Origin of the sequence: Pseudomonas sp. RtIB026, from assembly GCF_016861355.2 — a bacterium.
Lineage (GTDB): Bacteria > Pseudomonadota > Gammaproteobacteria > Pseudomonadales > Pseudomonadaceae > Aquipseudomonas > Aquipseudomonas peradeniyensis.
In genome coordinates, this window is record NZ_AP023348.2 from 1,423,191 (window position 1) to 1,445,411 (window position 22,221).

At 66.6% G+C, this 22,221-nt stretch carries 16 protein-coding genes; 5 read left to right on the forward strand and 11 right to left on the reverse strand.

Annotated features, from left to right (window positions below; translation table 11 throughout):
- Positions 1-52 precede the first annotated feature (52 nt).
- From cobG to cobJ, 4 genes are read left to right on the forward strand one after another with little or no spacing between them, the layout of a single operon-like run.
- Positions 53-1,378: a precorrin-3B synthase gene (gene cobG / locus PRtIB026_RS06440; RefSeq protein WP_203648112.1), complete on the forward strand. Its 1,326-nt coding sequence runs from the start codon at positions 53-55 to the stop codon at positions 1,376-1,378.
- Positions 1,371-1,997, forward strand: coding sequence for a precorrin-8X methylmutase (locus tag PRtIB026_RS06445; RefSeq protein ID WP_203648111.1), 627 nt, complete (start codon positions 1,371-1,373; stop codon positions 1,995-1,997). Before cobG ends, PRtIB026_RS06445 begins: the two co-directional genes overlap by 8 nt.
- Entirely contained in the window at positions 1,994-2,728 is a 735-nt protein-coding gene (locus PRtIB026_RS06450; protein ID WP_177330861.1) for a precorrin-2 C(20)-methyltransferase, read from the forward strand. Before PRtIB026_RS06445 ends, PRtIB026_RS06450 begins: the two co-directional genes overlap by 4 nt.
- Complete coding sequence (gene cobJ, locus PRtIB026_RS06455; RefSeq protein ID WP_203648110.1) at positions 2,716-4,416, forward strand: precorrin-3B C(17)-methyltransferase; 1,701 nt, start codon at positions 2,716-2,718, stop codon at positions 4,414-4,416. The genes PRtIB026_RS06450 and cobJ overlap by 13 nt, the downstream gene beginning before the upstream one ends.
- A gap of 12 nt (positions 4,417-4,428) precedes the next feature.
- Here the strand turns inward: cobJ and PRtIB026_RS06460 are convergent, their stop codons facing one another.
- The 11 genes from PRtIB026_RS06460 to PRtIB026_RS06510 all read right to left on the reverse strand — a co-directional run bounded on the left by PRtIB026_RS06460 (position 4,429) and on the right by PRtIB026_RS06510 (position 21,009).
- Positions 4,429-5,025, reverse strand: a complete 597-nt coding sequence (locus PRtIB026_RS06460; protein WP_028691281.1) for a MarC family protein — start codon at positions 5,023-5,025, stop codon at positions 4,429-4,431.
- Positions 5,026-5,212: 187 nt separating this feature from the next.
- Positions 5,213-7,978: a hybrid sensor histidine kinase/response regulator gene (locus PRtIB026_RS06465; RefSeq protein ID WP_203648109.1), complete on the reverse strand. Its 2,766-nt coding sequence runs from the start codon at positions 7,976-7,978 to the stop codon at positions 5,213-5,215.
- 136 nt (positions 7,979-8,114) lie between these two features.
- Positions 8,115-9,410: a phosphoribosylamine--glycine ligase gene (gene purD / locus PRtIB026_RS06470; RefSeq protein WP_203648108.1), complete on the reverse strand. Its 1,296-nt coding sequence runs from the start codon at positions 9,408-9,410 to the stop codon at positions 8,115-8,117.
- A 182-nt stretch (positions 9,411-9,592) separates the two neighbouring features.
- Positions 9,593-11,200, reverse strand: coding sequence for a bifunctional phosphoribosylaminoimidazolecarboxamide formyltransferase/IMP cyclohydrolase (purH, locus tag PRtIB026_RS06475; RefSeq protein ID WP_203648107.1), 1,608 nt, complete (start codon positions 11,198-11,200; stop codon positions 9,593-9,595).
- Positions 11,201-11,279: 79 nt separating this feature from the next.
- Entirely contained in the window at positions 11,280-11,600 is a 321-nt protein-coding gene (fis, locus tag PRtIB026_RS06480) for a DNA-binding transcriptional regulator Fis (protein ID WP_011535876.1), read from the reverse strand.
- Positions 11,597-12,610: a tRNA dihydrouridine synthase DusB gene (dusB, locus tag PRtIB026_RS06485; protein ID WP_050707006.1), complete on the reverse strand. Its 1,014-nt coding sequence runs from the start codon at positions 12,608-12,610 to the stop codon at positions 11,597-11,599. The genes fis and dusB overlap by 4 nt, the downstream gene beginning before the upstream one ends.
- A gap of 227 nt (positions 12,611-12,837) precedes the next feature.
- Positions 12,838-14,166, reverse strand: a complete 1,329-nt coding sequence (locus tag PRtIB026_RS06490; protein ID WP_203648106.1) for a DUF3426 domain-containing protein — start codon at positions 14,164-14,166, stop codon at positions 12,838-12,840.
- 43 nt (positions 14,167-14,209) lie between these two features.
- The gene (gene prmA, locus PRtIB026_RS06495; protein ID WP_203648105.1) at positions 14,210-15,088 is read right to left on the reverse strand and encodes a 50S ribosomal protein L11 methyltransferase; all 879 of its coding nucleotides are present in this window, start codon (positions 15,086-15,088) and stop codon (positions 14,210-14,212) included.
- A 159-nt stretch (positions 15,089-15,247) separates the two neighbouring features.
- The gene (locus PRtIB026_RS06500; RefSeq protein ID WP_203648104.1) at positions 15,248-18,058 is read right to left on the reverse strand and encodes an FAD-binding and (Fe-S)-binding domain-containing protein; all 2,811 of its coding nucleotides are present in this window, start codon (positions 18,056-18,058) and stop codon (positions 15,248-15,250) included.
- Positions 18,059-18,129: 71 nt separating this feature from the next.
- Complete coding sequence (gene lldD, locus PRtIB026_RS06505) at positions 18,130-19,275, reverse strand: FMN-dependent L-lactate dehydrogenase LldD (protein WP_203648103.1); 1,146 nt, start codon at positions 19,273-19,275, stop codon at positions 18,130-18,132.
- A gap of 63 nt (positions 19,276-19,338) precedes the next feature.
- The gene (locus tag PRtIB026_RS06510; RefSeq protein ID WP_203648102.1) at positions 19,339-21,009 is read right to left on the reverse strand and encodes a lactate permease LctP family transporter; all 1,671 of its coding nucleotides are present in this window, start codon (positions 21,007-21,009) and stop codon (positions 19,339-19,341) included.
- 345 nt (positions 21,010-21,354) lie between these two features.
- Here PRtIB026_RS06510 and PRtIB026_RS06515 point away from each other — a divergent pair, with 345 nt between their 5' ends.
- The gene (locus tag PRtIB026_RS06515) at positions 21,355-22,122 is read left to right on the forward strand and encodes an FCD domain-containing protein (RefSeq protein WP_234560869.1); all 768 of its coding nucleotides are present in this window, start codon (positions 21,355-21,357) and stop codon (positions 22,120-22,122) included.
- The last annotated feature ends 99 nt before the right edge of the window (positions 22,123-22,221 follow it).

The window sequence follows — 22,221 nt, forward strand, 5'->3', positions numbered from 1 at the left end:
GGACAAAGCAGGCATAATACCGCGCCTTCTACACTGAAGCGCACTTTCACGATTGCCGGATGCCCCCTTGACGCAGCCCCCACCCTCCGAAGTTTCGACCCGTCCCTCGGCCTGCCCGGGGTTGTGGCGCATCGTTGCCGCGCGCGACGGTGGTATCTGCCGGATCAAGCTGCCGGGCGGCCTGCTGCTGGCCGACCAGGCCGATGCCGTGGCCGACGCCGCCGAGCGCTTCGCCGGCGGGGTGATCGAGGCCACCAACCGGGCCAATCTGCAGATTCGCGGCATCGGTGATGACCACCAGGGCCTGGTCGAGCATCTGCTGGCCGCAGGGCTCGGCCCGCGTGACGCGGCGGGCGATGATGTGCGCAACCTCATGCTCAGCCCACTGGCCGGACTCGATCCGACCATGCTGTTCGACACCCGACCATTGGCCGGGCAGATCCTCGACCTGCTGGAAAGCACACCCAGGTTCCACAAGCTCTCGGCCAAGTTCGCCGTGCAGCTCGATGGCGGCGAAGCGTTGACGATGTTCGATCACGCCCACGACCTGTGGTTGTCCGCCATGCCGCACGAAGGACGCCTCTGGTTGCGGTTCGGCCTCGCGAGCAGCCTGTCGAATGGCCAGGCGCTGGGTGCGGTACCGATGGAGCAGGGGCCGGCGCTGGTGCGCGCGGTGCTGGAGCGCTTCCTCGACCTGGCGACGCCCGAGCAGTCGCGCATGCGTCAATTGCTGCAGGTGTGCCCGGTTGAGCACTTTCTCGAAGGGCTGGCGATCCAGATCGACACCCCGTCGATGCCCTGGCAGCGCCCGGCGACGACAAGCCCGTGGCTGGGCGTGCTGCCCCAGCGCCAGGGTGTGGCCCTGGGCGTCGCGCCACCCCTCGGGCGGCTGACGCCCGTAATGCTCCGTAGTGCCGCGCGCATCGCCCGGCAATGGGGCGATGGCAGCTTGCGCCTGACGCCTTGGCAGAGCCTGGTGCTGACCTCCCTCGAACCGACCGCGCTGGAAAACGCCCGTGTGCAACTGGCGGCATCCGGCATGCTCTGCCACAACGAACATCCACTGGCGCGGGTCGTCGCCTGCACCGGCTCCAGCGGTTGCGCCAAGGCCCAGGCCGACACCAAGGCTGACGCCATCGCCCTGGCCGCCCTGCTGCACCATGGCGCCCCGGGCTGCGTGCACCTGTCCGCCTGCCCACGTTCCTGCGCCATGGCCCACGTCGCCCCGGCGACCCTGCTGGCCCGCGCCCCGGGCCGCTATGACCTTTACTTGCGCGATGCGCGCCTGCCGGGCTTCGGCAGGTTGCGCGCCGCCAACCTTACCCCAGAAGAAGCAGGCGCCATGCTCGACCTGCCGACGGAGCACCTTGATGATTGACTACATCCGCGATGGTCAGGAGATCTATCGCAATTCCTTCCGGATCATCCGCGAGGAGGCCCGGCTCGAACGGATCCCCGCCGATCTCGAAAAACTCGCCGTGCGCGTGATCCATGCCTGCGGCATGGTCGAGGCCATCGATGGCCTGCAGTTCTCCGATGGCGCCGGTAGCGCCGGTCGCGAAGCCCTGGCCAAGGGCGCGCCGATCCTCTGCGACGCGCACATGGTTGCCGAAGGCATCACCCGCGCCCGCCTGCCCGCCAACAACCCGGTGATCTGCACCCTGCGCGACCCGAGCGTGCCGGACCTGGCCAAGGCCGAGGGCAATACCCGTTCGGCGGTGGCCCTGGAGCTGTGGCGCCCGCACCTGGAGGGCAGCGTGGTGGTGATCGGCAACGCGCCGACCGCGTTGTTCTATCTGCTGGAAATGCTCGATGCCGGCGCACCGAAACCGGCGCTGATCCTCGGCTTCCCGGTCGGCTTCGTCGGCGCCGCCGAGTCCAAGGCGATGCTCGCCGCCGACAGCCGTGGCGTGCCGTTCGTGATCATGCAGGGCCGCCTGGGCGGCAGCGCGATGGCCGCCGCCGCGGTCAACGCCCTGGCCACGGAGGTGGAATGATGCACGCACGCGGACGACTGCTGGGCCTGGGCGTGGGCCCGGGCGATCCCGAGCTGATCACGGTCAAGGCCCTGCGCCTGCTGCGCGAGGCACCGGTGGTGGCGTACTTCGTGGCCAAGGGCAAGCGCGGCAATGCCTTCGGTATCATCGAAGCGCACCTGCAAGCCGAACAGACCCTGCTGCCGCTGGTGTACCCGGTGACCACCGAGGCGCTGCCCGCGCCGCTCTCCTACGAGCAGGTGATCAGCGACTTCTACGACGAAGCCAGCCTGCAGGTTGCCGCGCACCTGGACGCCGGCCGCGACGTGGCGGTGATCTGCGAAGGGGACCCGTTCTTCTACGGCTCCTACATGTACCTGCACGATCGCCTGGCCTCGCGCTACGAGGCGCAGGTGATTCCGGGCGTCTGCTCGATGCTCGGTGGCGCCTCGGTGCTCGGTGCACCGTTGGTGTACCGCAACCAGACCCTTACCGTGCTCTCCGGTGTGCTGCCCCATGAAGAGCTCAAACAGCGACTGGCTGCTGCCGACGCGGCAGTGATCATGAAGCTGGGGCGCAACTTCCCCAAGGTGCGCCAGGTGCTCGGCGAGCTGGGCCTGGATAGCCGTGCGCTGTACGTGGAGCGGGCCACCATGGCCAACCAGAAGATCGTCGCGCTGGACGAGGTCGACCCGCAGTCCTCGCCGTACTTCTCGCTGATCATCGTGCCGGGTGAGAAATGGCAGGGATGATCAAGGCACCGGCAATCGTCATTCTCGGCCCCGGCAGCCTGGCTACCGCGCAGCGTATCCAGCAATGTTATCCACAGGCCGTGATCCATGGCCTGCAAGGGCGCGTGGAGGGTGTCGACCGTTACTACGCAGTCTTCGGCGACACCCTGCGTGAGCTGTATCAGCAAGACACGCCGATCATCGCCTTGTGCGCGGCGGGTATCGTCATTCGCACCCTGGCGCCGCTGTTGAGCGAAAAAGGCGTCGAACCACCGGTACTGGCGGTGGCCGAGGACGGCAGCGCCGTGGTTCCGCTGCTCGGTGGCCTGGGCGGAGTCAACGTCATGGCCCGAGAGATCGGTGAAGCGTTGGGTGTCAGCGCGGCGATCACCACCAGTGGCGAGCTGCGCTTCGGCACCTGCCTGCTGAATCCGCCCGAGGGTTACGCACTGGCGGACCTGGAACAGGGCAAGCGCTTCGTCTGCGACCTGCTGGCGGGCGAGGCGGTGCGTGTCGAAGGCGACGCGCCGTGGCTTGAGCACGCGCAGTTGCTCGCCAGCGAAGATGCCCAACGCACTATCCACGTGGGCAGCGCACTGCGTCCGGCCAGTCGTGACGAACTGCTGATCCACGCGCGTTGCGTGGTGGTGGCGGTCACAGCCGGTAGCGCTGACCTGGTGCAACAGGTGCGCGAGGAGCTGCTGCGAGCGAACATTGCCGAGCCTGCGCTGGCCTGCCTGCTGGCGAGCGAAACCGAGATGGCGGAGCCGGCCCTGCACGAAGCTGCACAGGCCTTGAATGTCGCCCTGCGCTTCGCCCCGGCCGCCGAGAGCCTGGAGCGGATGCTGGCTGATGCATTGCCGCACGCGCGCGTAGGTTCGTCCGTGGGGCTCGCCCACGCCGTTGCCGCGGCACCGGTCGACATCGCCCGCGTTGGCCGTCGCCGTGGTCGCCTGGCGGTGATCGGCTTGGGCCCTGGTGCCGCCGAACTGATGGTGCCGGCGGTCAAGGCGGAGCTGGCGCGGGCGCAGGATGTGCTTGGCTACGAAACCTACGTGCGCATGGCCGGCCCGTTCCGCGACGATCAGGTACTGCACTGCACCGACAACCGCGAAGAGATGCAGCGCGCTCGTCATGCTTTCGAGCTGGCGGCCCAGGGGCGTTCGGTGGTGGTGGTGTCGTCGGGTGATCCGGGCGTGTTCGCCATGGCCGCCGCAGTGCTCGAAGCGTTGCACGAGTCCAGCGACCCGGCCTGGCAGCGCGTCGAGTTGCAGATCCTGCCCGGCGTCTCTGCCTCGCTGGCCACCGCCGCGCAAGCGGGGGCGCCGCTGGGGCACGACTTCTGCGTGATGTCGCTGTCGGACAACCTCAAGCCCTGGTCGATCATCGAGAAGCGCCTCGACCTGGCGGCCCAGGCGGATCTGGTGCTGGCGTTCTACAACCCGATCTCCAAGGCCCGGCCTCATCAGCTGGGTGCGGCGCTGGAGGTGGTACGCCGTCATCGTGACGCAGGCACGCCGGTGGTGCTGGGCCGTGATATCGGCCGGCCGGGCCAGACCCTGCGGGTAGTGACCCTGGGCGAGCTGCTGCCGGAGATGGTCGACATGCGTACCATGGTGCTGGTCGGCTCCTCGACCACCTGCACCTTCCCCCGTGCCGATGGCGGCCAGTGGGTGTACACGCCGCGCTGGTATCCCGCCAAGCCCTGAGTGCAGCCGGGGTCAGGGCAGCAGGTAGCCCTTGATCCCGGTGAAGATGATCTGCGCCGCCAGGGCACAGACGAACAGCCCCATCAGGCGGCTGACGATCTGCAGGCCCTGGTCGCCGAGCAGCCGCTCGATACGGTGCGAGAGGTACAGCACCAGGCCGACGGTGAAGCTGGCCAGGGCGATGCTGACGATGGCCAGCAGCTTGTCGTCCCAGTGCGGCTGGCCCACCCCCATCACCAGCAGCGCACCGATGGTGCCCGGGCCGACTGTCAGCGGAATGGTCAGCGGCACGATGGTCACGTCCTGCTGCACGTTGTCGGTCTGCACCGCCGACTTGCCCTGGGCCATGCCCAGCGCCGAGATGAACAGCACCGAGCCCGCGCCGATGCGGAAGGCGTCGGCGGTGATGCCGAACACGCCGAAGATCACCCGCCCGAACAGATAGAGCAGCACGCTGGCCACCAGCGTGGCGATCGCCACGCGCCACGCCAGTTGCTTGCGTTCCTTGCTGGAGTGGCCGCGGGTCAGGCCGATGAAACACGACAGCACGAAGAACGGGCTGTAGAGCACGAGCATTTTCAGGTAGACGCTGAACAACTCATGGAGCATGGGGGCGGGTCCGCGGCGGTGAAATGTCACTGTATAGCACGGATCCTGTAGGAGCGGCCTTGCGCCGCGAAAGGGCTGCAGCGCGGCCCCGGGATCTCAGCTAAAGCAGAAATGGCCGGGGGCTGCGGTGCAGCCCATTCCGGCCGGTCCGACGCCTCGGCAAGGCCGCTCCTACACCAATAGCATTTCAGTCGAGGGGGGCGGTGACCACCTGCCGCTGCCCCGCCCAGAACTGGATCAGCTCGCGCAATTGCGACAGCTCCACGGGCTTGGCCATGTGACCGTCCATGCCAGCCAGGCGCGCGCGTTCCTTGTGCTCGTTGAGAATGTGCGCGGTCAGCGCCACCACCGGGGTGCGCGGACGCTGGTTGGCGGACTCCCAGGCGCGCAGCTGCTGGGTGGCGGAGAAGCCGTCGAGCACCGGCATCTCGCAGTCCATCAGCACCAGGTCGTAGTGCTTGGTCTTCATCGCTTGCAGGGCTTCTTCGCCGTTGCTGGCAGTATCCGGCTCGAGATTGAGCTTGCCGAGCATGCCGCGGATGACCTTGGTCGAAATACTGTTGTCCTCGGCCACCAGGATGCGGAAGTCGCCGGGCAGGTCCAGCGGCACCGGAGTGCCGACCGGCAGCGGCGGCGCGGCCTGGTCGCGGCCGCGCAGGGCGAGCTCCTCGGCGAGGGTAGTCTTGAGCGTGTAGCCGGCCACCGGCTTGGCGAGGATGCGCTTGACCCCGGCGTTGCGGGCGATGATCTTGCTCGGCGCGTTGCTGATGCCGGTGAGCATCACCACCAGGATGTCGTGGTTCAGGCTCGGATCTTCCTTGATCTTGGCCGCCAGCTGCATGCCGGTCATGGCGGGCATGTTCTGGTCCAGCAGCACCGCGTCAAAGTAGTCGCGCAGGTGCGCCTTGGTGCGCAGCAGCGCCAGCGCTTCCTTGCCCGACGGCACCGCGCTGACGTTCATGCCCCAGGCGCTGCATTGCTGTACCAGCACCTTGCGGCAGGTGTCGTTGTCGTCGACCACCAGCACCCGCGCATCGCGCAACGGGCCGTCGAGGTCGGTGGCCGGCTGCTCCAGGCGCTGCGGATCCAGCGGCAGGGTCAGCCACAGGGTGTTGCCCATGCTGGTGCTGGTCTTGATGCCGAACTCGCCCTGCATCAGGCCGATCAGCTGCTTGGCGATCACCAGGCCCAGGTGGCCGCCGAGCTTGTTGCTGGAGAGGAAGTGGCGGCTGTGCAGTTCGGCCTGCAGCAGGGCGTCGCGCTCGGCGGGCGGCATCGGGTCGCCGCTGTCCTGCACGGCGATGCGCAGGCGCGGGCTGTCGCCGCGCTGGTCGAGGGCCACCACCAGCAGGATCTCGCCCTGGGTAGTGTTCTTCAGGGCATTGTCCAGCAGGCTCGACAGGGCCTGGCGCAGGCGCGTCGGGTCGCCGCTGACGACCCTGGGCACCTGGGGCTGGGTGAAGCTGATCAGCTCGATGTTCTGCTGCTCGGCCTTGGCCCGGAAGATGTTCAGGCAGTCCTCGATCAGGGCGTTGAGGTCGAACTGCACGTCGTCCAGTTCAATCTGTCGCGATTCGAGCTTGGAGATGTCGAGGATCTCGTTGATCAGGGTGAGCAGTTCGTTGCCGGCGCTGTGGATGGTCTGCACGTAGTCGCGCTGCTTGACCGACAGCGGCGTGCCCAGCAGCAGCTCGGTCATGCCCAGCACGCCGTTCATGGGGGTGCGGATCTCGTGGCTGATCTTGGCCAGGAACTCGGCCTTGGCGTTGATCTCGGCGTCGCTGGCGGCCAGGGCGCGGCTGGCGCGGAAGCGCTCTTCGCTGATCCGGCGCAGGCGCTCGCTGACCGCGAGGTTGAGCAACAGGCCGCTGACCACGGTCAACGCCATGAGGATGCACAGCAGCCAGGGCATTGGGGTGTGGGTCAGGCCCAGCAGGGCCGGCAGCAGCACCAGGCCGCCGAGGTTGAACACCAGCATCGCCACGCTGAACAGCCGCGCCGGGCCGTAGCCCTTGTACCAGTGATAGCTGCTGACCAGCAGCATGCTCACGCTGCCCAGGGCGAGCAGGGCGTAGGTCATCAGGTTCAGCGGCAGCGTGTCGACGAACAGCAGCACCAGGCCGCTGACCGCGGCCACTACCATTTCCATCTGCATCAGGCGGTTGAGCCGCGCCGAACTGCAGGGAGAGAAGAAATGCAGGGTGAAGTACAGCCCGGCCAGGCCCGCCAGCACCAAGGTCAGGTAGGCCGCCGGGGTCTGTGCGCTGTGCCACAGCTGCCCCCACGGGCCAGTGAGATTGAGCAGGATCAGCGCGCTGAGCAGCATCAGGCCGTGGTACAGCGCCAGGACCAGCGTGGTGCTGGAGCGAGAATAGGCGAAGCGGATCAGGTTGTGCAGGATCAGCATCACCAGCCCGCCGAACAGCAGGCCGAACAGCAGCGACTGGCGCTGGTCGGCGGCGGCGTGGGCGGTGGACTCGACGCTGATGGCCGGGCGCAACTGGTGTTCGGAGACCAGCCGCAGGTAGATGTCCAGTGGCTGGCTGCTGTGTGGCAGCGGCAGCACATGGTCCCGGCCGCGCTGGGTCGGGCTCAGGCCATCGCCCTGGCGGCCATGGTGCAGCTGGCGCAGCAGTTTGCCGCCTTCGAGGGCGTAGAGGTCCAGGCGCGACAGGTCGGGGGCGAAGATACGGACCAGTTGCTCCTGGTCGTGCGGTTCCAGGCGGTAGTGCAGCCAGAGCGCCTGGTCGGGGAGGGCGGCATCCAGTTCGTCGAGGGCCAGGGGGCTGAACTGGTTGCGGTAACGTTCGGAGCGTACATCGGACAATTGCAGGTTGGCCTGTTCGTCGAGCAGCGCCGACCAGCCTGCGGCCTGTTCGGCATGTGCCGGGAGCAGGCAGAGCAGGGTCAGCAGGCTGACGATCAGGGCTATGGCAATCCGAAGCCGACGCACGACGAAATCCCTTCTTAGCTAATGTGCCGGATAACAACTATGCGCGGCGCGCCAAGGCGAAGGCAAGGCCCCGGCGGTGCCTTGACGACGAGCCGAAGGCCGCGCGCGCGGAGCGCCACGACCGTTCGGTGCATTTTTACTGCTGGTGCTCACCGCGCTCGCGGGCGATGGCCCGGTAGCCGATGTCGGTGCGGTAGAAGCTGGCGTCCCACTTGACCTGCTCGGCCAGGCGGTAGGCCTGCTGCTGGGCGGCCTCGACGGTGTCGCCCATGGCGGTGGCGCAGAGCACGCGGCCACCGGCGCTGACCACCTGGCCGTCCTTCAGCGCGGTACCGGCGTGGAACACCTTGCCTTCAAGCTTGGCGGCGGCATCCAGGCCGCTGATCACGGCACCCTTGGCGTAGTCGCCCGGGTAGCCACCGGCGGCCAGCACCACGCCCAGGCTCGGGCGCGGGTCCCACTGGGCCTCGACCTTGTCCAGGGCCTTGGCGAAGGCAGCCTCGATCAGCAGCACCAGGCTCGACTCCAGGCGCAGCATGACCGGCTGGGTCTCCGGGTCGCCGAAGCGGCAGTTGAACTCGATGACCTTGGGGTTGCCCGCCTTGTCGATCATCAGGCCGGCGTAGAGGAAGCCGGTGTAGACGTTGCCTTCCTCGGCCATGCCGCGCACGGTCGGCCAGATCACCTGGTCCATCACGCGCTGGTGCACGTCGGCGGTGACCACCGGGGCAGGCGAGTAGGCGCCCATGCCGCCGGTGTTCGGGCCGGTGTCCTGGTCGCCGACGCGCTTGTGGTCCTGGCTGGTGGCCATGGGCAGCACGTTGTGGCCGTCGACCATGACGATGAAGCTGGCTTCCTCGCCGTCGAGGAACTCTTCGATCACCACCCGCGAACCGGCTTCACCGAAGGCGTTGCCGGCGAGCATGTCGCGCACGGCGTCTTCGGCTTCCTGCAGGGTCATGGCGACGATCACGCCCTTGCCGGCGGCCAGGCCGTCGGCCTTGATCACGATCGGCGCGCCTTTCTCACGCAGGTAGGCCAGGGCCGGCTCGATCTCGGTGAAGTTCTGGTAGTCGGCGGTCGGGATCTTGTGACGGGCCAGGAAGTCCTTGGTGAAGGCCTTGGAGCCTTCCAGCTGGGCCGCGCCCTTGGTCGGACCGAAGCAGTCCAGGCCGCGGCTGCGGAACAGGTCGACCACGCCGATGACCAGCGGCGCTTCCGGGCCGACGATGGTCAGGTCGACGTTCTTCTCGGCGAAATCGGCCAGTTGCTCCAGGGCGGTGACGTCAATGGCGACGTTTTCGCACTTGGCTTCGGTGGCGGTGCCGGCGTTGCCCGGGGCAACGAAGACTTTTTCGACGCGTGGGTCCTGGGCGACTTTCCAGGCCAGGGCGTGTTCACGACCGCCGCTGCCGATGATCAAAACTTTCATGTCAAAACCTCGAAATCTGTAGAGCGGCGATCCCGCTTCCTGTAGGAGCGGCCTTGTGCCGCGAAAGGGCCGCAGGGCGGCCCCTGGATTTCCGGGATATCCCTAAACCCTGTGGGCTGCTTTGCAGCCCTTTCGCGGCACAAGGCCGCTCCTACAAGGACCGGGATCGACCCGGCATCTGTTTAGTGGCGGAAGTGGCGCATACCGGTAAACACCATGGCGATACCGGCTTCATCAGCGGCAGCTATCACCTCGGCATCACGCATCGAGCCACCCGGCTGGATCACGGCGCTGATACCCACTTTAGCCGCATTGTCGATGCCGTCGCGGAACGGGAAGAACGCATCCGAGGCCATCACCGCGCCCTGCACCTGCAGGCCGGCATGCTCGGCCTTGATGGCGGCGATGCGCGCGGAGTTGACGCGGCTCATTTGGCCGGCGCCGACGCCGATGGTCTGGCGGTTCTTGGCGTAGACGATGGCGTTGGACTTGACGAACTTGGCCACTTTCCAGGCGAACACCAGGTCGTGCACTTCCTGCTCGGTCGGCGCGCGCTGGGTGACGATCTTCAGGTCATCGGCAGTGATCATGCCGATATCGCGGCTCTGCACCAGCAGGCCACCGTTGACGCGCTTGAAGTCCCAACCGGCAGCGCGCTCGGCAGGCCACTCGCCGCACTCCAGCAGACGCACGTTCTGCTTGGCGGCCACGACTTCGCGGGCGGCCTGGGAGATTTTCGGGGCGATGATCACTTCGACGAACTGACGCTCGACGATGGCTTTGGCGGTTTCGCCGTCCAGCTCGCGGTTGAAGGCGATGATGCCGCCGAAGGCCGATTCGGTGTCGGTGGCGTAGGCCAGGTCGTAGGCCTTGCGAATACCGCCTTCGTCCTCAGGCACCACGGCCACGCCGCACGGGTTGGCGTGCTTGACGATGACGCAGGCCGGCTTGACGAAGCTCTTCACGCACTCCAGCGCGGCGTCGGTGTCGGCCACGTTGTTGAACGACAGCTCCTTGCCTTGCAGCTGGATGGCGGTGGAGATGCTGGCCTCGCCTTTCTTGGCCTCGACGTAGAACGCCGCGCTCTGGTGCGGGTTCTCGCCGTAGCGCATTTCCTGGGCCTTGACGAACTGGCTGTTGAAAGTGCGCGGGAACTCGCTGCGGTCTTCGGTCGACAGGGTCTGTTTGGCCTGGTCGATGGTGCCCATGTAGTTGGCGATCATGCCGTCGTAGGCGGCGGTGTGCTCGAAGGCCTTGAGCATCAGGTCGAAGCGCTGGGCGTAGGTCAGGCCGCCGGCCTTGAGACCCTCGACGATGCCGGCGTAGTCGCTGGCGTTGACCACGATGGCGACGTCCTTGTGGTTCTTCGCCGCAGAGCGGACCATGGTCGGGCCGCCGATGTCGATGTTCTCGATGGCGGTCGGCAGGTCGCAGCCCGGCTTGCTGATGGTGGCTTCGAACGGGTACAGGTTGACCGCGACCAGGTCGATCGGCTTGATGCCGTGCTCGTTCATGATGGCGTCGTCGGTGCCGCGACGGCCGAGGATGCCGCCGTGGATCTTCGGATGCAGGGTCTTGACCCGGCCGTCCATCATTTCGGCGAAGCCGGTGTAGTCGGCCACTTCCACCGCGTTCACGCCATTGTCCTTGAGCAGCTTGTAGGTGCCGCCGGTGGACAGGATCTCGACACCGAGCTGCTGCAGCTCACGGGCGAATTCGAGGATACCGGTCTTGTCGGAGACGCTGATCAGGGCGCGGCGGATCGGCAGGCGGGTAGTCTGGTCGGTCATTTCAGATTCCATAACGCGGTGGAGTCAGCAAAAAAGGCGCCTTTTTGCATGAGCGCCTTTTCTGGTTGGGGTTCTGGCCTTACAACAGATCGTACTGCTTGAGCTTCTTGCGCAGCGTGCCTCGGTTGAGTCCGAGCATCTCGCTGGCCTTGGTCTGGTTGCCCTTGACGTAGTTCATCACGCATTCGAGCAAGGGCGCCTCGACTTCCGAGAGCACCAGGTTGTACACGTCCGTGACGGTAGCGCCTTCCAGGTGGGCGAAGTAGTTGTGCAGCGCCTTCTCGACGCTGTCGCGCAGGGTCTGGCCCTCCTCGCTCGGCGTGTTCAGGTGCTGCTTGAGGTTGGCGTTGTCGCTCACGGGCGTTGTTCCACTCACTAATGTCTCGGTCATCATCGTCATGCGGCCACCCCTTGTTCGTCCTCTGTCCCAAGGCTCTGTCGACGTTCGGCGAAAAAGGCCTGAACGTTGGCGCACTGCGCTTGTGTGTCTTCCAAAGCGTTGAACCGGCTGCGGAACTCCTTGCCGCCGGGTCGGGTCGCCAGGTACCAGCCCACGTGCTTGCGGGCGATACGCACGCCCATCACATCGCCGTAGAAGGCGTGCAGCGCAGCCAGGTGCTCCAGCAGAATGCGTTCCACTTCGTCCAGCGCCGGTGCAGGCAAATGCTCGCCCGTGCGCAGGAAATGCTCGATCTCGCGGAAAATCCACGGCCGCCCCTGGGCGGCACGGCCGATCAGCAGGCCGTCGGCACCGGTGGCGTGCAGCACCGCCCGGGCCTTTTCCGGCGAGGTGATGTCGCCGTTGGCAAATACCGGGATCGACACCGCCTGCTTGATCGCGGCGATGGTGTCGTACTCGGCGTCACCGGTGTACAGGTCGGCGCGTGTGCGGCCATGCACCGCCAGCGCCTGGATGCCGGCCTGTTCGGCGATCTTCGCCACATTCAGGCCGTTCTTGTTCGCCCGGTCCCAGCCGGTGCGAATCTTCAGCGTCACCGGGACGTCCACGGCGCCGACGACGGCGTGGAGGATCTCGGTGACCAAGGCTTCATCTCTCAATAAAGCAGAGCCTGCGGCCTTGTTGCAGACTTTTTTCGCCGGACAGCCCATGTTGATGTCGATAATCTGGGCGCCGGCTTCGACGTTGGCCCGGGCCGCCTCGGCCATCATCTGCGCGTCGCCGCCGGCGATCTGCACCGAGCGTGGCTCGGGATCGCCTTCGTGGATGCGACGCAGGCTCGACTTGCGGCTGTTCCACAGGCGCATGTCGCTGGAGACCATTTCCGAGACCACCATGCCCGCCCCCAGGCGTTTGCACAGGGTGCGGAAAGGTTGGTCCGTGACGCCGGCCATGGGGGCCAGGATCAGGTTGTTCTGCAGTGTGTAAGGGCCGATGCGTACCGCCGACATAGGTGTTCCCTGTTGTGGGGCCGAATCATTGGAGTTCGAAAAAGGGATGGCATGATACCCGCTCTCGATGACCGGATAAAGATGAATCTGGATAAAATCTGAACAGTTGCGGCGTTATGAAAGATGCCGCGAGTCTCGGAAATTCAACCGTTCAGTTGAACCTGGGGCTGCTTTGCGGCCCGTTCGCGACACCAGCAAGCCCGTAGGGCGGGCTTGCCGCTTGTCGTTTACTCCGGCGAGCGGAAGCTCAGGCTGTAGTTCACCGCCTTCGGCCCCGGGTCGAGGATGTCCAGGGCGATGTGGATCGGTGTCTGGCTGGGCATCTCGCCGCGGCCGGCCAGCTCGCCCGACAGGTACTCGCTGGGCTTGAAGCGGCGGCTGGCGATCAGCTGGCCGTTGAGGTCGGCGAAGCGCAGCTCCAGCAAGGGGAAGGGTTGGGCGAAGGGGGCGCGGTTGTAGATGATCGCGTCGACGATCAGCGCGCCCTTGAAGTCCGGGTGGCTGCGCACCACCAGGTTGCTGCTCTTGATCCGCGAGATGTCCACGCGGGTCGGCACCTGGCAGCCGAACACCGGGCACAGTTGCTGGAACCAGGGGCGGTACTGGTCCTGGCGGGCCATTTCATCGAAGTGGAACCAGACGTACTGGAATGCCAGCAGGGTGGCGGCCAGCAGGGTCAGGAAGCCCCACAGCAGGCGCTTGCCCCAGTTCGGCGCGGGCTTTTCCCAATCCAGCTGCAACGGATCGTCGACCACGTCGACCAGCGGCTCCTTGCGCGTGCGCTCGGGCTTGATCGCCAGGCTGGGTTCCAGGCGTTGCCCGGACTGTTCGTCGGGTTCCTCGTCGCGGGCCGAAAGCGGCTCGCTGCGGACCTCGTCATCCAGCGCCGACAGGCCCTTTTCCGGAACTGGCTCGTCGTGGGCGGACAACCGTTCCAACGGCTCGTCGAGGTCGTCGGCCGCTGTCTGGTGGCGCACCGGCGGTTCGTCGTCCAGCTCGAGGTCGGCGCTGCCGAGGGTTGGTTCGGTGCGTTCGTCGGCTGCGGGCTCCAGGTCGAGCGGCTCCTGCTCGACCAGTACCGGCGCTTCCTCGCGCACCTGTGTGGGCGCCAGGTCATCATCGGTGGCCGTGCCAAACAGTTCGTCGCCGTGTCCATCGCCGACCTGCTCGTCGCGACGGGCCTGCAGCAGGCCCTTCGTCGCGCCGCGCCGGTCACCCGGACTGCGCCGCTCGAGGCGCGCCAGTTCCTGGTCGAGGTCGAGGGCGTCCAGTTCTTCGGCCGTGACGCTCCAGTTGTCTTCGTCCGGTGCCGGGGTTTCGGCCACCGGCTCGGCTGCCGGGGCCACGGGTGCGACCGGCTGCGCCACGGCGGGCGGTGCCTCGGCGCTGCCTTCACCAGTGGTAGCGCGGTTCTGCTCCAGCAACTGTTTCGCCGCGTTGAACACCTGCAGGCAATGACCGCAGCGCACCACGCCACGGGCCACGCTCAACTGGTGATGGGTGACGCGAAAGCTGGTCTGGCAATGCGGGCACTGGGTGACGAAACTGTCGGTCATGCGGCTGTCCGGGGAACTGTGCAGGAAATGAGTCTAGGCGCGCTTAGCGGCGGCGACCACTGATACGTACCCAGCCGTCGCGCACGACGATCGGGTCCAGGTCGAAGTCGGCCGTATAGGCAGCGGCCACTTCCTCGCCTTGTTCGGCGAGGATGCCCGACAGCGCCAGCAGGCCACCGGGGCGCACCAGGCCGGACAGCTGCGGCGCCAGCGAGACCAGCGGGCCGGCCAGGATATTGGCGACCAGCACGTCGGCCTGCATGGCCGGCATCTGCTCGGGCAGGTACAGGTCGAACTTGTCGTCGGCGATGCCGTTGCGCTGGGCGTTGTCACGGGAGGCCTCGATAGCCTGCACGTCGATGTCGGTGCCGACCGCGTGGCGGGCGCCCAGCAGCAGCGCGGCGATGGCGAGGATGCCCGAGCCGCAGCCGAAGTCCAGCACCTGGGTGCCTTGCAGCTGTTGGCCGTCGAGCCACTCCAGGCACAGCGCGGTGGTCGGGTGGGTGCCGGTGCCGAACGCCAGGCCCGGGTCGAGCAGCAGGTTGACCGCGTCCTTTTCCGGGGCTTCGTGCCAGCTCGGCACGATCCACAGGCGCTGGCCGAAGCGCATGGGCTGGAAGTTGTCCATCCAGCTGCGTTCCCAGTCCTGGTCCTCGATCACCTCGGCCTGGTGTTCGGGCAGCTCGGCGCCGGTCAGCAGGCGCAGGTGGGCGAACACCGCTTCTGGCTCGGCATCGGCCTCGAACAGCGCCAGCAGGTGCGTGTGCGACCACAGCGGGGTGGTGTTGAGGTCCGGTTCGAAGATCGGCTGGTCTTCGGCGTCCATGAAGGTCACCGAAACGGCACCCACTTCGAGCAGGGCATCTTCGTAGGTTTCGGCTTGTTCCGGGCTGATGGCCAGGCGTACTTGCAGCCAGGGCATGGCGGGCACCTTTGGTAAATCGACAGGGGCAGCCCGAGGCTGCGCGAAAAGGCCGCCAGTTTACTTGAGTGCGCAGGGTTTGTGCAGGACGTAGTTGTGCCGCTGGCTTTGCGCGGGGCTAGCCCGCTCCCACGGGAGAGAGCGGGGCTGCTCGGCGGTTCAGAGGCTGCGCGCGCGGGTGACCCGGTCGACCAGGTACACCAGGCCGTGATAGTCGATACCGCTGTGGCTCGACAGGCCGATTTCGCAGGTGCGGCTGGTGGAGATTCCTTCGCTGCAATACTGCACGGCGTCCTTCAGGGTACGCAGGGAGTGGGCGTTGAGCTCCGGCGTGGTGAAGCCCTTGTCGCCGGCGAAGCCGCAGCAATGGATGCCCTCGGGGATCACCACCTGCTTGCTGCAGCGCCGCGCCAGGTCGATCAGCGCCTGGCTTTCGCCCAGGTGCTGGGTGCTGCAGGTCACGTGCACCGCCACCGGCTCGTCCTGGGGGGTGAACTCCAACCTGTCGGCCAAGTGGGTGCGGATGAAGCGCACCGGGTCGTACAGGTCCAGCCGCGACTCGCCCAGGTCCTGCACCAGGCGCAGGGTGCAGGGGCTGGTGTCGCAGTAGATCGGGTCGAGGCCGCCGCGGCTGGCGTGCAGCAGGGCGGTGATCAGCTCCTGGCGCTTGTGCTCGGCCTGCTCGGGGTAGCCCTTGGAGGCGAACGGCTGGCCGCAGCACAGGCTGTCGGCGTTGTCCGGGAACACCACCTGGTAGCCGGCCTTCTCCAGCAGGGCGCGGGTCTTGTCCAGCAGCGAGCTCTGTTCGCGGTCGGCGTAGGCCGGGCCCATCACCCGCGACACGCAGGCGGCCAGGTAGACGACCCGTGGTCGGGCATCGTGGCTTGGCGTGGGGAAGTCGATGGCGCGCAGCGACTGCGGCATGGCGGGAGTCCATTGCGGCAGGCGGCCTTTACTGGCCCTGCTGAGGCTGGCGCTGAGGCGGCTCATGCGTGGCGCGCCGAGCAGCCTGCGCGCGCCATTGGCGGCGGCCAGGGTGAAGCGGGCGCCGCGCAGGGTGGCGTGGAAATGCTCGGCCAGCCAGTCGGCGGCCTTGCCGTGCTCGGCCGCCTGGCCGCGCAACTTTTTCACCAGTTCGCCGGTGTTGATGCCCACCGGGCAGCGCTGGGCGCACAGGCCCGTGGCGGCGCAGGTGTCGATGCCCTGGTACTGGTAGGTGCGCAGCAGTTCGCGGGTGTCGACGCCGGCGCGTTGCTTCGCCTGGATATCGCGCCACATGACGATGCGCTGGCGTGGGCTCAAGGTCAGCCCTTTCGACGGGCACACCGGCTCGCAAAAGCCGCACTCGATGCACTTGTCGACGATCTCGTCGGCGGCCGGCAGCGGCTTGAGGTTCTTCAGGTGGATGTCCGGATCCTCACTCAGCACCACATCGGGATTGAGGATGCCGTTGGGGTCGAGCAGGCGCTTGAGCTGCCACATCAACTGGTAGGCGTCCTTGCCCCATTCCAGCTCGACGAACGGCGCCATGTTGCGCCCGGTGCCGTGCTCGGCCTTGAGCGAGCCGCCGAACTCCACCGCCACCAGTTGTGCCACGTCATCCATGAACGCCTGGTAGCGCGCCACTTCCTCGGCACTGTTGAAGCCTTGGGTGAAGACGAAGTGCAGGTTGCCTTCCAGGGCGTGGCCGAAAATGATCGCTTCGTCGTAGTGGTGCTTGTCGAACAGCTGGATCAGGCGGTTGACGCCCTCGGCCAGTTGCTCGATGGGGAAGGTGACGTCTTCGATGATCACCGTGGTGCCGGTCTGGCGCACGGCGCCGACGGCGGGGAAGGTGTCCTTGCGGATCTTCCACAGCTGGTTGTACACCGCCGGGTCTTCGCTGAAGGCGACCTGCTGCTCCAGCGGGAACTCGGCGATGGCCGCCATCACCTGGTCGAGCTGTTCGTGCAGCAGGCTCCGGCTGGCGGCACGGGACTCGATCAACAGGGCGCAGGCATTGGCCGACAGGCCCTTCACCCAGGCCGGCATGCCGGGCATATCTTGCACCGAGCGCAGGCTGCGGCGGTCGAGCAGCTCCACGGCGGACACCGGTTGCGGCTTGAGCAGGGTCACCGCCCGGCAGCAGCTTTCGACGCTCGGGAACACCAGCAGCGCGCTGGCCTTGTGCGGATGGTCGGGCACGGTGTCGTAGGTGACGGCGCTGATAAAACCGAGGGTGCCTTCGGAGCCGACCAATAGATGCTGCAGGATGTCGAGCGGCTGGTCGTAATCCACCAGTGCGTTGAGCGACAGCCCGGTCGTGTTCTTCAGTCGGTACTTGTGCCGGATGCGGTCGGCCAGCTCAAGGTTGGCGCGGGTCTCGCGGCCAAGGCGGGCCAGTTCGTCCAGCAGGCCGGTGTGGCTTTGCTCGAACGCGGCGACGCTGGCCGGGTCCTCGCTATCCAGGCGGGTGCCGTCGGCCAGCACCAGGCGCAGGCCGGCGAGGGTGTGGTAGGTGTTCTGCGCGGTGCCGCAGCACATGCCGCTGGCGTTGTTGGCGACGATGCCGCCGATCTTGCAGGCGTTGATCGAGGCCGGGTCGGGGCCGATCTTGCGCCCGTAAGGGGCCAGCCAGGCATTGGCCTGGGCGCCGATCACGCCGGGTTGCAGGCGGATCTGCTCGCCCTGGCGGCGAATCTCCCGGCCATTCCAGTTGTCGCCGAGCACGATCAGTACCGAGTCGCTGATGGCCTGGCCCGACAGGCTGGTGCCGGCGGCGCGGAAGGTCACCGGCACGCGTTCGCGCTGGGCCAGTTTCAGCAACGCGACCACTTCGTCCTCGGACTCCACCCGCACCACCAGCTTGGGAATCAGCCGGTAGAAACTGGCATCGGTACCGAAGGCCAGGGTCGAGGTCGGGTCGTCGAAGCGGCGTTCGGCGGGGATCAGGCGCTCGGCATCACGCAGGAACGCGGCGGGCAGGCTCATGCAGTCTCCTCGCGGGGCCGCGGCGTCTTGTGCGCGGCGTGCCCCGGGCAATCAGGCGTTGGCGGGCGGGCTCAGGCGCCCAGTTCGCGGACCAGCGAGTCGCGGGTGATCTCGCTGATGGACTTGGCGCCGGTCAGCACCATGGCCACGCGCATTTCTTTCTCGAACAACTCCAGCAGGTTCTTCACGCCCGCTTCGCCATGGGTGGCCAGGGCATAAAGGAAGGCGCGGCCGATCAGCACGGTGTCGGCGCCCAGGGCGACCATGCGCACTACGTCGAGGCCGCTGCGGATACCGGAGTCGGCGAGGATCTTGATGTCGCCCTTCACCGCGTCGGCGATCGCCGGCAGGGCGCGGGCACTGGACAGCACGCCGTCGAGCTGGCGGCCGCCGTGGTTGGAGACGACGATGCCATCGGCGCCGAACTTGACCGCGTCGCGGGCATCGTCTGCGTCGAGGATGCCCTTGATGATCATCGGGCCGTCCCAGAATTCGCGGATCCACTCCAGGTCTTTCCAGGAGATGGACGGATCGAAGTTGTTGCCCAGCCAGCCGATGTAGTCGGCCAGGCCCGTGGGGTTGCCACGGTACTTGGAGATGTTGCCAAGATCGTGCGGGCGCCCGAGCAGGCCGACATCCAGCGCCCACTGCGGGTGGGTCATGGCCTGCCACACGCGGCGCAGCGGCGCCTTCGGGCCGCTCATGCCGGAGTGGGCATCGCGGTAGCGGGCGCCGGGTACCGGCATGTCGACGGTGAACACCAGGGTCTTCACGCCAGCCGCTTTTGCGCGCTCCAGGGCGTTGCGCATGAAGCCGCGGTCTTTGAGGACATACAGCTGGAACCACATTGGTCGGTCGATGGCCGGGGCCACTTCCTCGATCGGGCACACCGATACGGTGGACATGGTGAACGGGATGCCATGGGCCGCCGCCGCACGGGCCGCCTGCACTTCGCCGCGACGGGCGTACATGCCGGTGAGGCCGACCGGGGCCAGGGCCACGGGCATGCTCAGGGTCTCGTCGAACAGCCGGGTCTCAAGGCTCAGGTCCGACATGTTCTTCAGCACGCGTTGACGCAGGGCGATGCTGGCCAGGTCCGAGACGTTGTGGCGCAGGGTGTGCTCGGCGTAGGCACCGCCGTCGGCGTAGTGGAAGAGGAAGGGGGGCAGCTTGCGTTGGGCCGCGGCGCGATAGTCGGTGGAGGCGGAAATGATCATGGATTCTCGCAGCGTGGGTTGAAGGAGATGCCGGGCGCTGACTGGCGCCCGGCCCCTTTCACTTTAGTGATGAACCAGCATGCCAGTGAGCCAGTAGGCCTGGACCAGGGTGATCAGGCCGACGATGGTGGCGAAGAACAGGCTGTGCTTGACGGTGAAGCGGAACAGGTCGGATTCCTTGCCCACCAGCCCGGTGGCGGCACAGGCCACGGCGATCGACTGTGGCGAGATCATCTTGCCGGTCACGCCGCCGCTGGTGTTTGCCGCCACCAGCAGGGTGTCGCTGACCCCGATCTGGTGCGCGGTGGTGGCCTGCAGCGAGCTGAACAGGGCGTTGGACGAGGTGTCGGAACCGGTCAGGAATACGCCCAGCCAGCCCAGGAACGGCGAGAAGAACGGGAACGCGGCGCCCGTGCCGGCCAGCACCAGGGCCATGGTCGAGGACATGCCCGAGTAGTTGGTGACGAAGGCGAAGGCCAGCACCATGCCGATCGACAGGATAGGCCAGCGCAGTTCCCAGAAGGTCTCTTTAAAAGTGGTCAGACCAGTTTTGAAGTTGATCTTCAACACCCACATCGAGATCAGCGCCGAGAGGAAGATCGCCGTGCCGGTGGCGGAAATCGGGTCGAGCTTGAACACCGCCGGCATGGCAGTCGGCGCGGTAACGATCGGCGCGGTCTTGATCACCAGCTGGTCGAGGTGCGGGATGGCAAAGTTGAACACGAAGTTGTACATCGCCCCGCCTGGGGCGAAGGCCGCCTTGAACGGTTTCAGGGTCCAGATGGTGACCAGCACGGTCAGGATCAGGAACGGCGACCAGGCCTTGAAGATCTCGCCGAAGCTGTACGGCGAAGGCTGGCTGCCGCCCGATTGCACGACGGCGGCGCCGACGCTGCCCTTGGCTTCGGCGAACGAGCGCTTGGGCTGCCAGACCTTGAGGAACAGGGTCAGGGCGATCAGGCTGGCCAGGGCCGAGGTGATGTCCGGCAGCTCCGGGCCGATGAAGTTGGAGGTGAAGTACTGGGTGACGGCGAAACTCAGGCCGGCAACCAGGGCGGCAGGCCAGGTCTCCTTCACGCCGCGCACGCCGTCCATCATGAACACCAGCCAGAACGGCACGAACAGCGACAGCAGCGGCAGCTGGCGGCCGGTCATGGCGCCGATGTGGAAGGCGTCGATGCCGGTCACTTGCCCGGCGACGATGATCGGGATGCCCAGGGCGCCGAAGGCCACCGGCGCGGTGTTGGCGATCAGGCACAGGCCGGCGGCGTACAGCGGGTTGAAGCCCAGGCCCACCAGCAGTGCGGCGGTGATGGCCACCGGTGCGCCGAAACCGGCCGCACCTTCGAGGAAGGCACCGAAGCAGAAGCCGATCAGCAGCACTTGCAGGCGCTGGTCGTCGGTGATCGACAGCACCGAGCTGCGAATCACCTCGAACTGGCCGCTCTTGACCGTGAGTTTGTAGAGGAACACCGCGGCGACGATGATCCAGGCAATCGGCCACAGGCCGTAGAGGAAGCCATAGCCCGCGGCAGCCAGGGCCATGTCGACAGGCATCTGGAAGGCGAAGATTGCCACCAGTATCGACAGCGCGAGGGTGATGCTGCCGGCGACGTGGCCCTTGAGGCGGAACACGGCGAGGGCGAGGAAGAAGAACACGATGGGGATGACCGCCGCCAGCGCGGACAGGCCGAGGCTACCAAGCGGGGTATAGAGTTGTTGCCAGGTTTGCATATGGGGTGGCCCCTAATTGTTGTTGGTCAAGGCACTGGCATTGGATAATTGGTAAGACCAATTTACAATGGCTGGGCGCTAGGTTAAGAGCCTGATTAGGGGTGTGTCAATTTGTCCTACACAAAACTTTGGTCGAGCTCCGATGAGCGGCTGTTTGGGTGAGTGTTGTCGGAGCGACTATGCATTCGGGTTTTCTGCGGCTGTTTTGGCCTGTGTAGGAGCGGCCTCGTGCCGCGAACGGGCCGCAAGGTGGCCCTCGCGTGGTGGAACATCTGTCACCACGCTGCGGATAAGCGCAGAATAAGCGCCCCCGAAATCGGTGCCGGGGCACGTGGAGAGCAAGCAATGGTTTTTGATCAGGTCCGCCAGCGGCGCCTGTCCGACGACATCGTCGATCGGTTGGAAGGGATGATTCTCGAAGGTACCCTCACTTCGGGTCAGCGCCTGCCGGCCGAACGCGTTCTGGCCGAGCAGTTCGGCGTGTCCCGTCCGTCGCTGCGCGAGGCGATCCAGAAGCTGGTGGCCAAGGGGCTGCTGGTCAGTCGCCAGGGCGGCGGCAACTACGTGGCCGAAGGCCTGGGCTCCACCTTCAGCGATCCGCTGTTGCAGCTGCTGGAGCGCAATCCGGAGGCCCAGCGCGACCTGCTGGAGTTCCGTCATACGTTGGAGGCGTCATGCGCCTACTACGCGGCCCAGCGCGCCACCGAGCCTGATCGCGAGCGCTTGAAGATGGCATTCGACGCGCTGCAGGACTGCTACAACCGTGTCGGTGAGGTGGATCGGGCGCAGGAAGGCGCGGCCGATGCGCGTTTTCACCTGGCCATTGCCGAAGCCAGTCACAACGCCGTGCTGCTGCATACCATCCGCGGCTTGTTCGACCTGCTCAAGCGCAACGTGGTGACCAACATCGGCGGCATGTACCAGCAGCGCACGGAGACCCGCGACATGCTGATCAGTCAGCATCGCGAGTTGTACCTGGCGATTGTCGAGGGGCGGGCGGACGATGCGCGGGAGGTGTCTAGCCGGCACATCCTGTATGTGCAGGAGGTGCTGCAAGAGGCGCAGCAGGAGGCCCAGCGGGTGGCGCGGGCGGAGCGGCGCAGCGGGCGCTGAGAGGCGGCATGCACGGTCGTTGTAGGAGCGGCCTTGTGCCGCGAAAAGGGCGCGCAGCGGCCTCAGAATCTATGCGTCATACAGGTTGTAGGGGGCTGC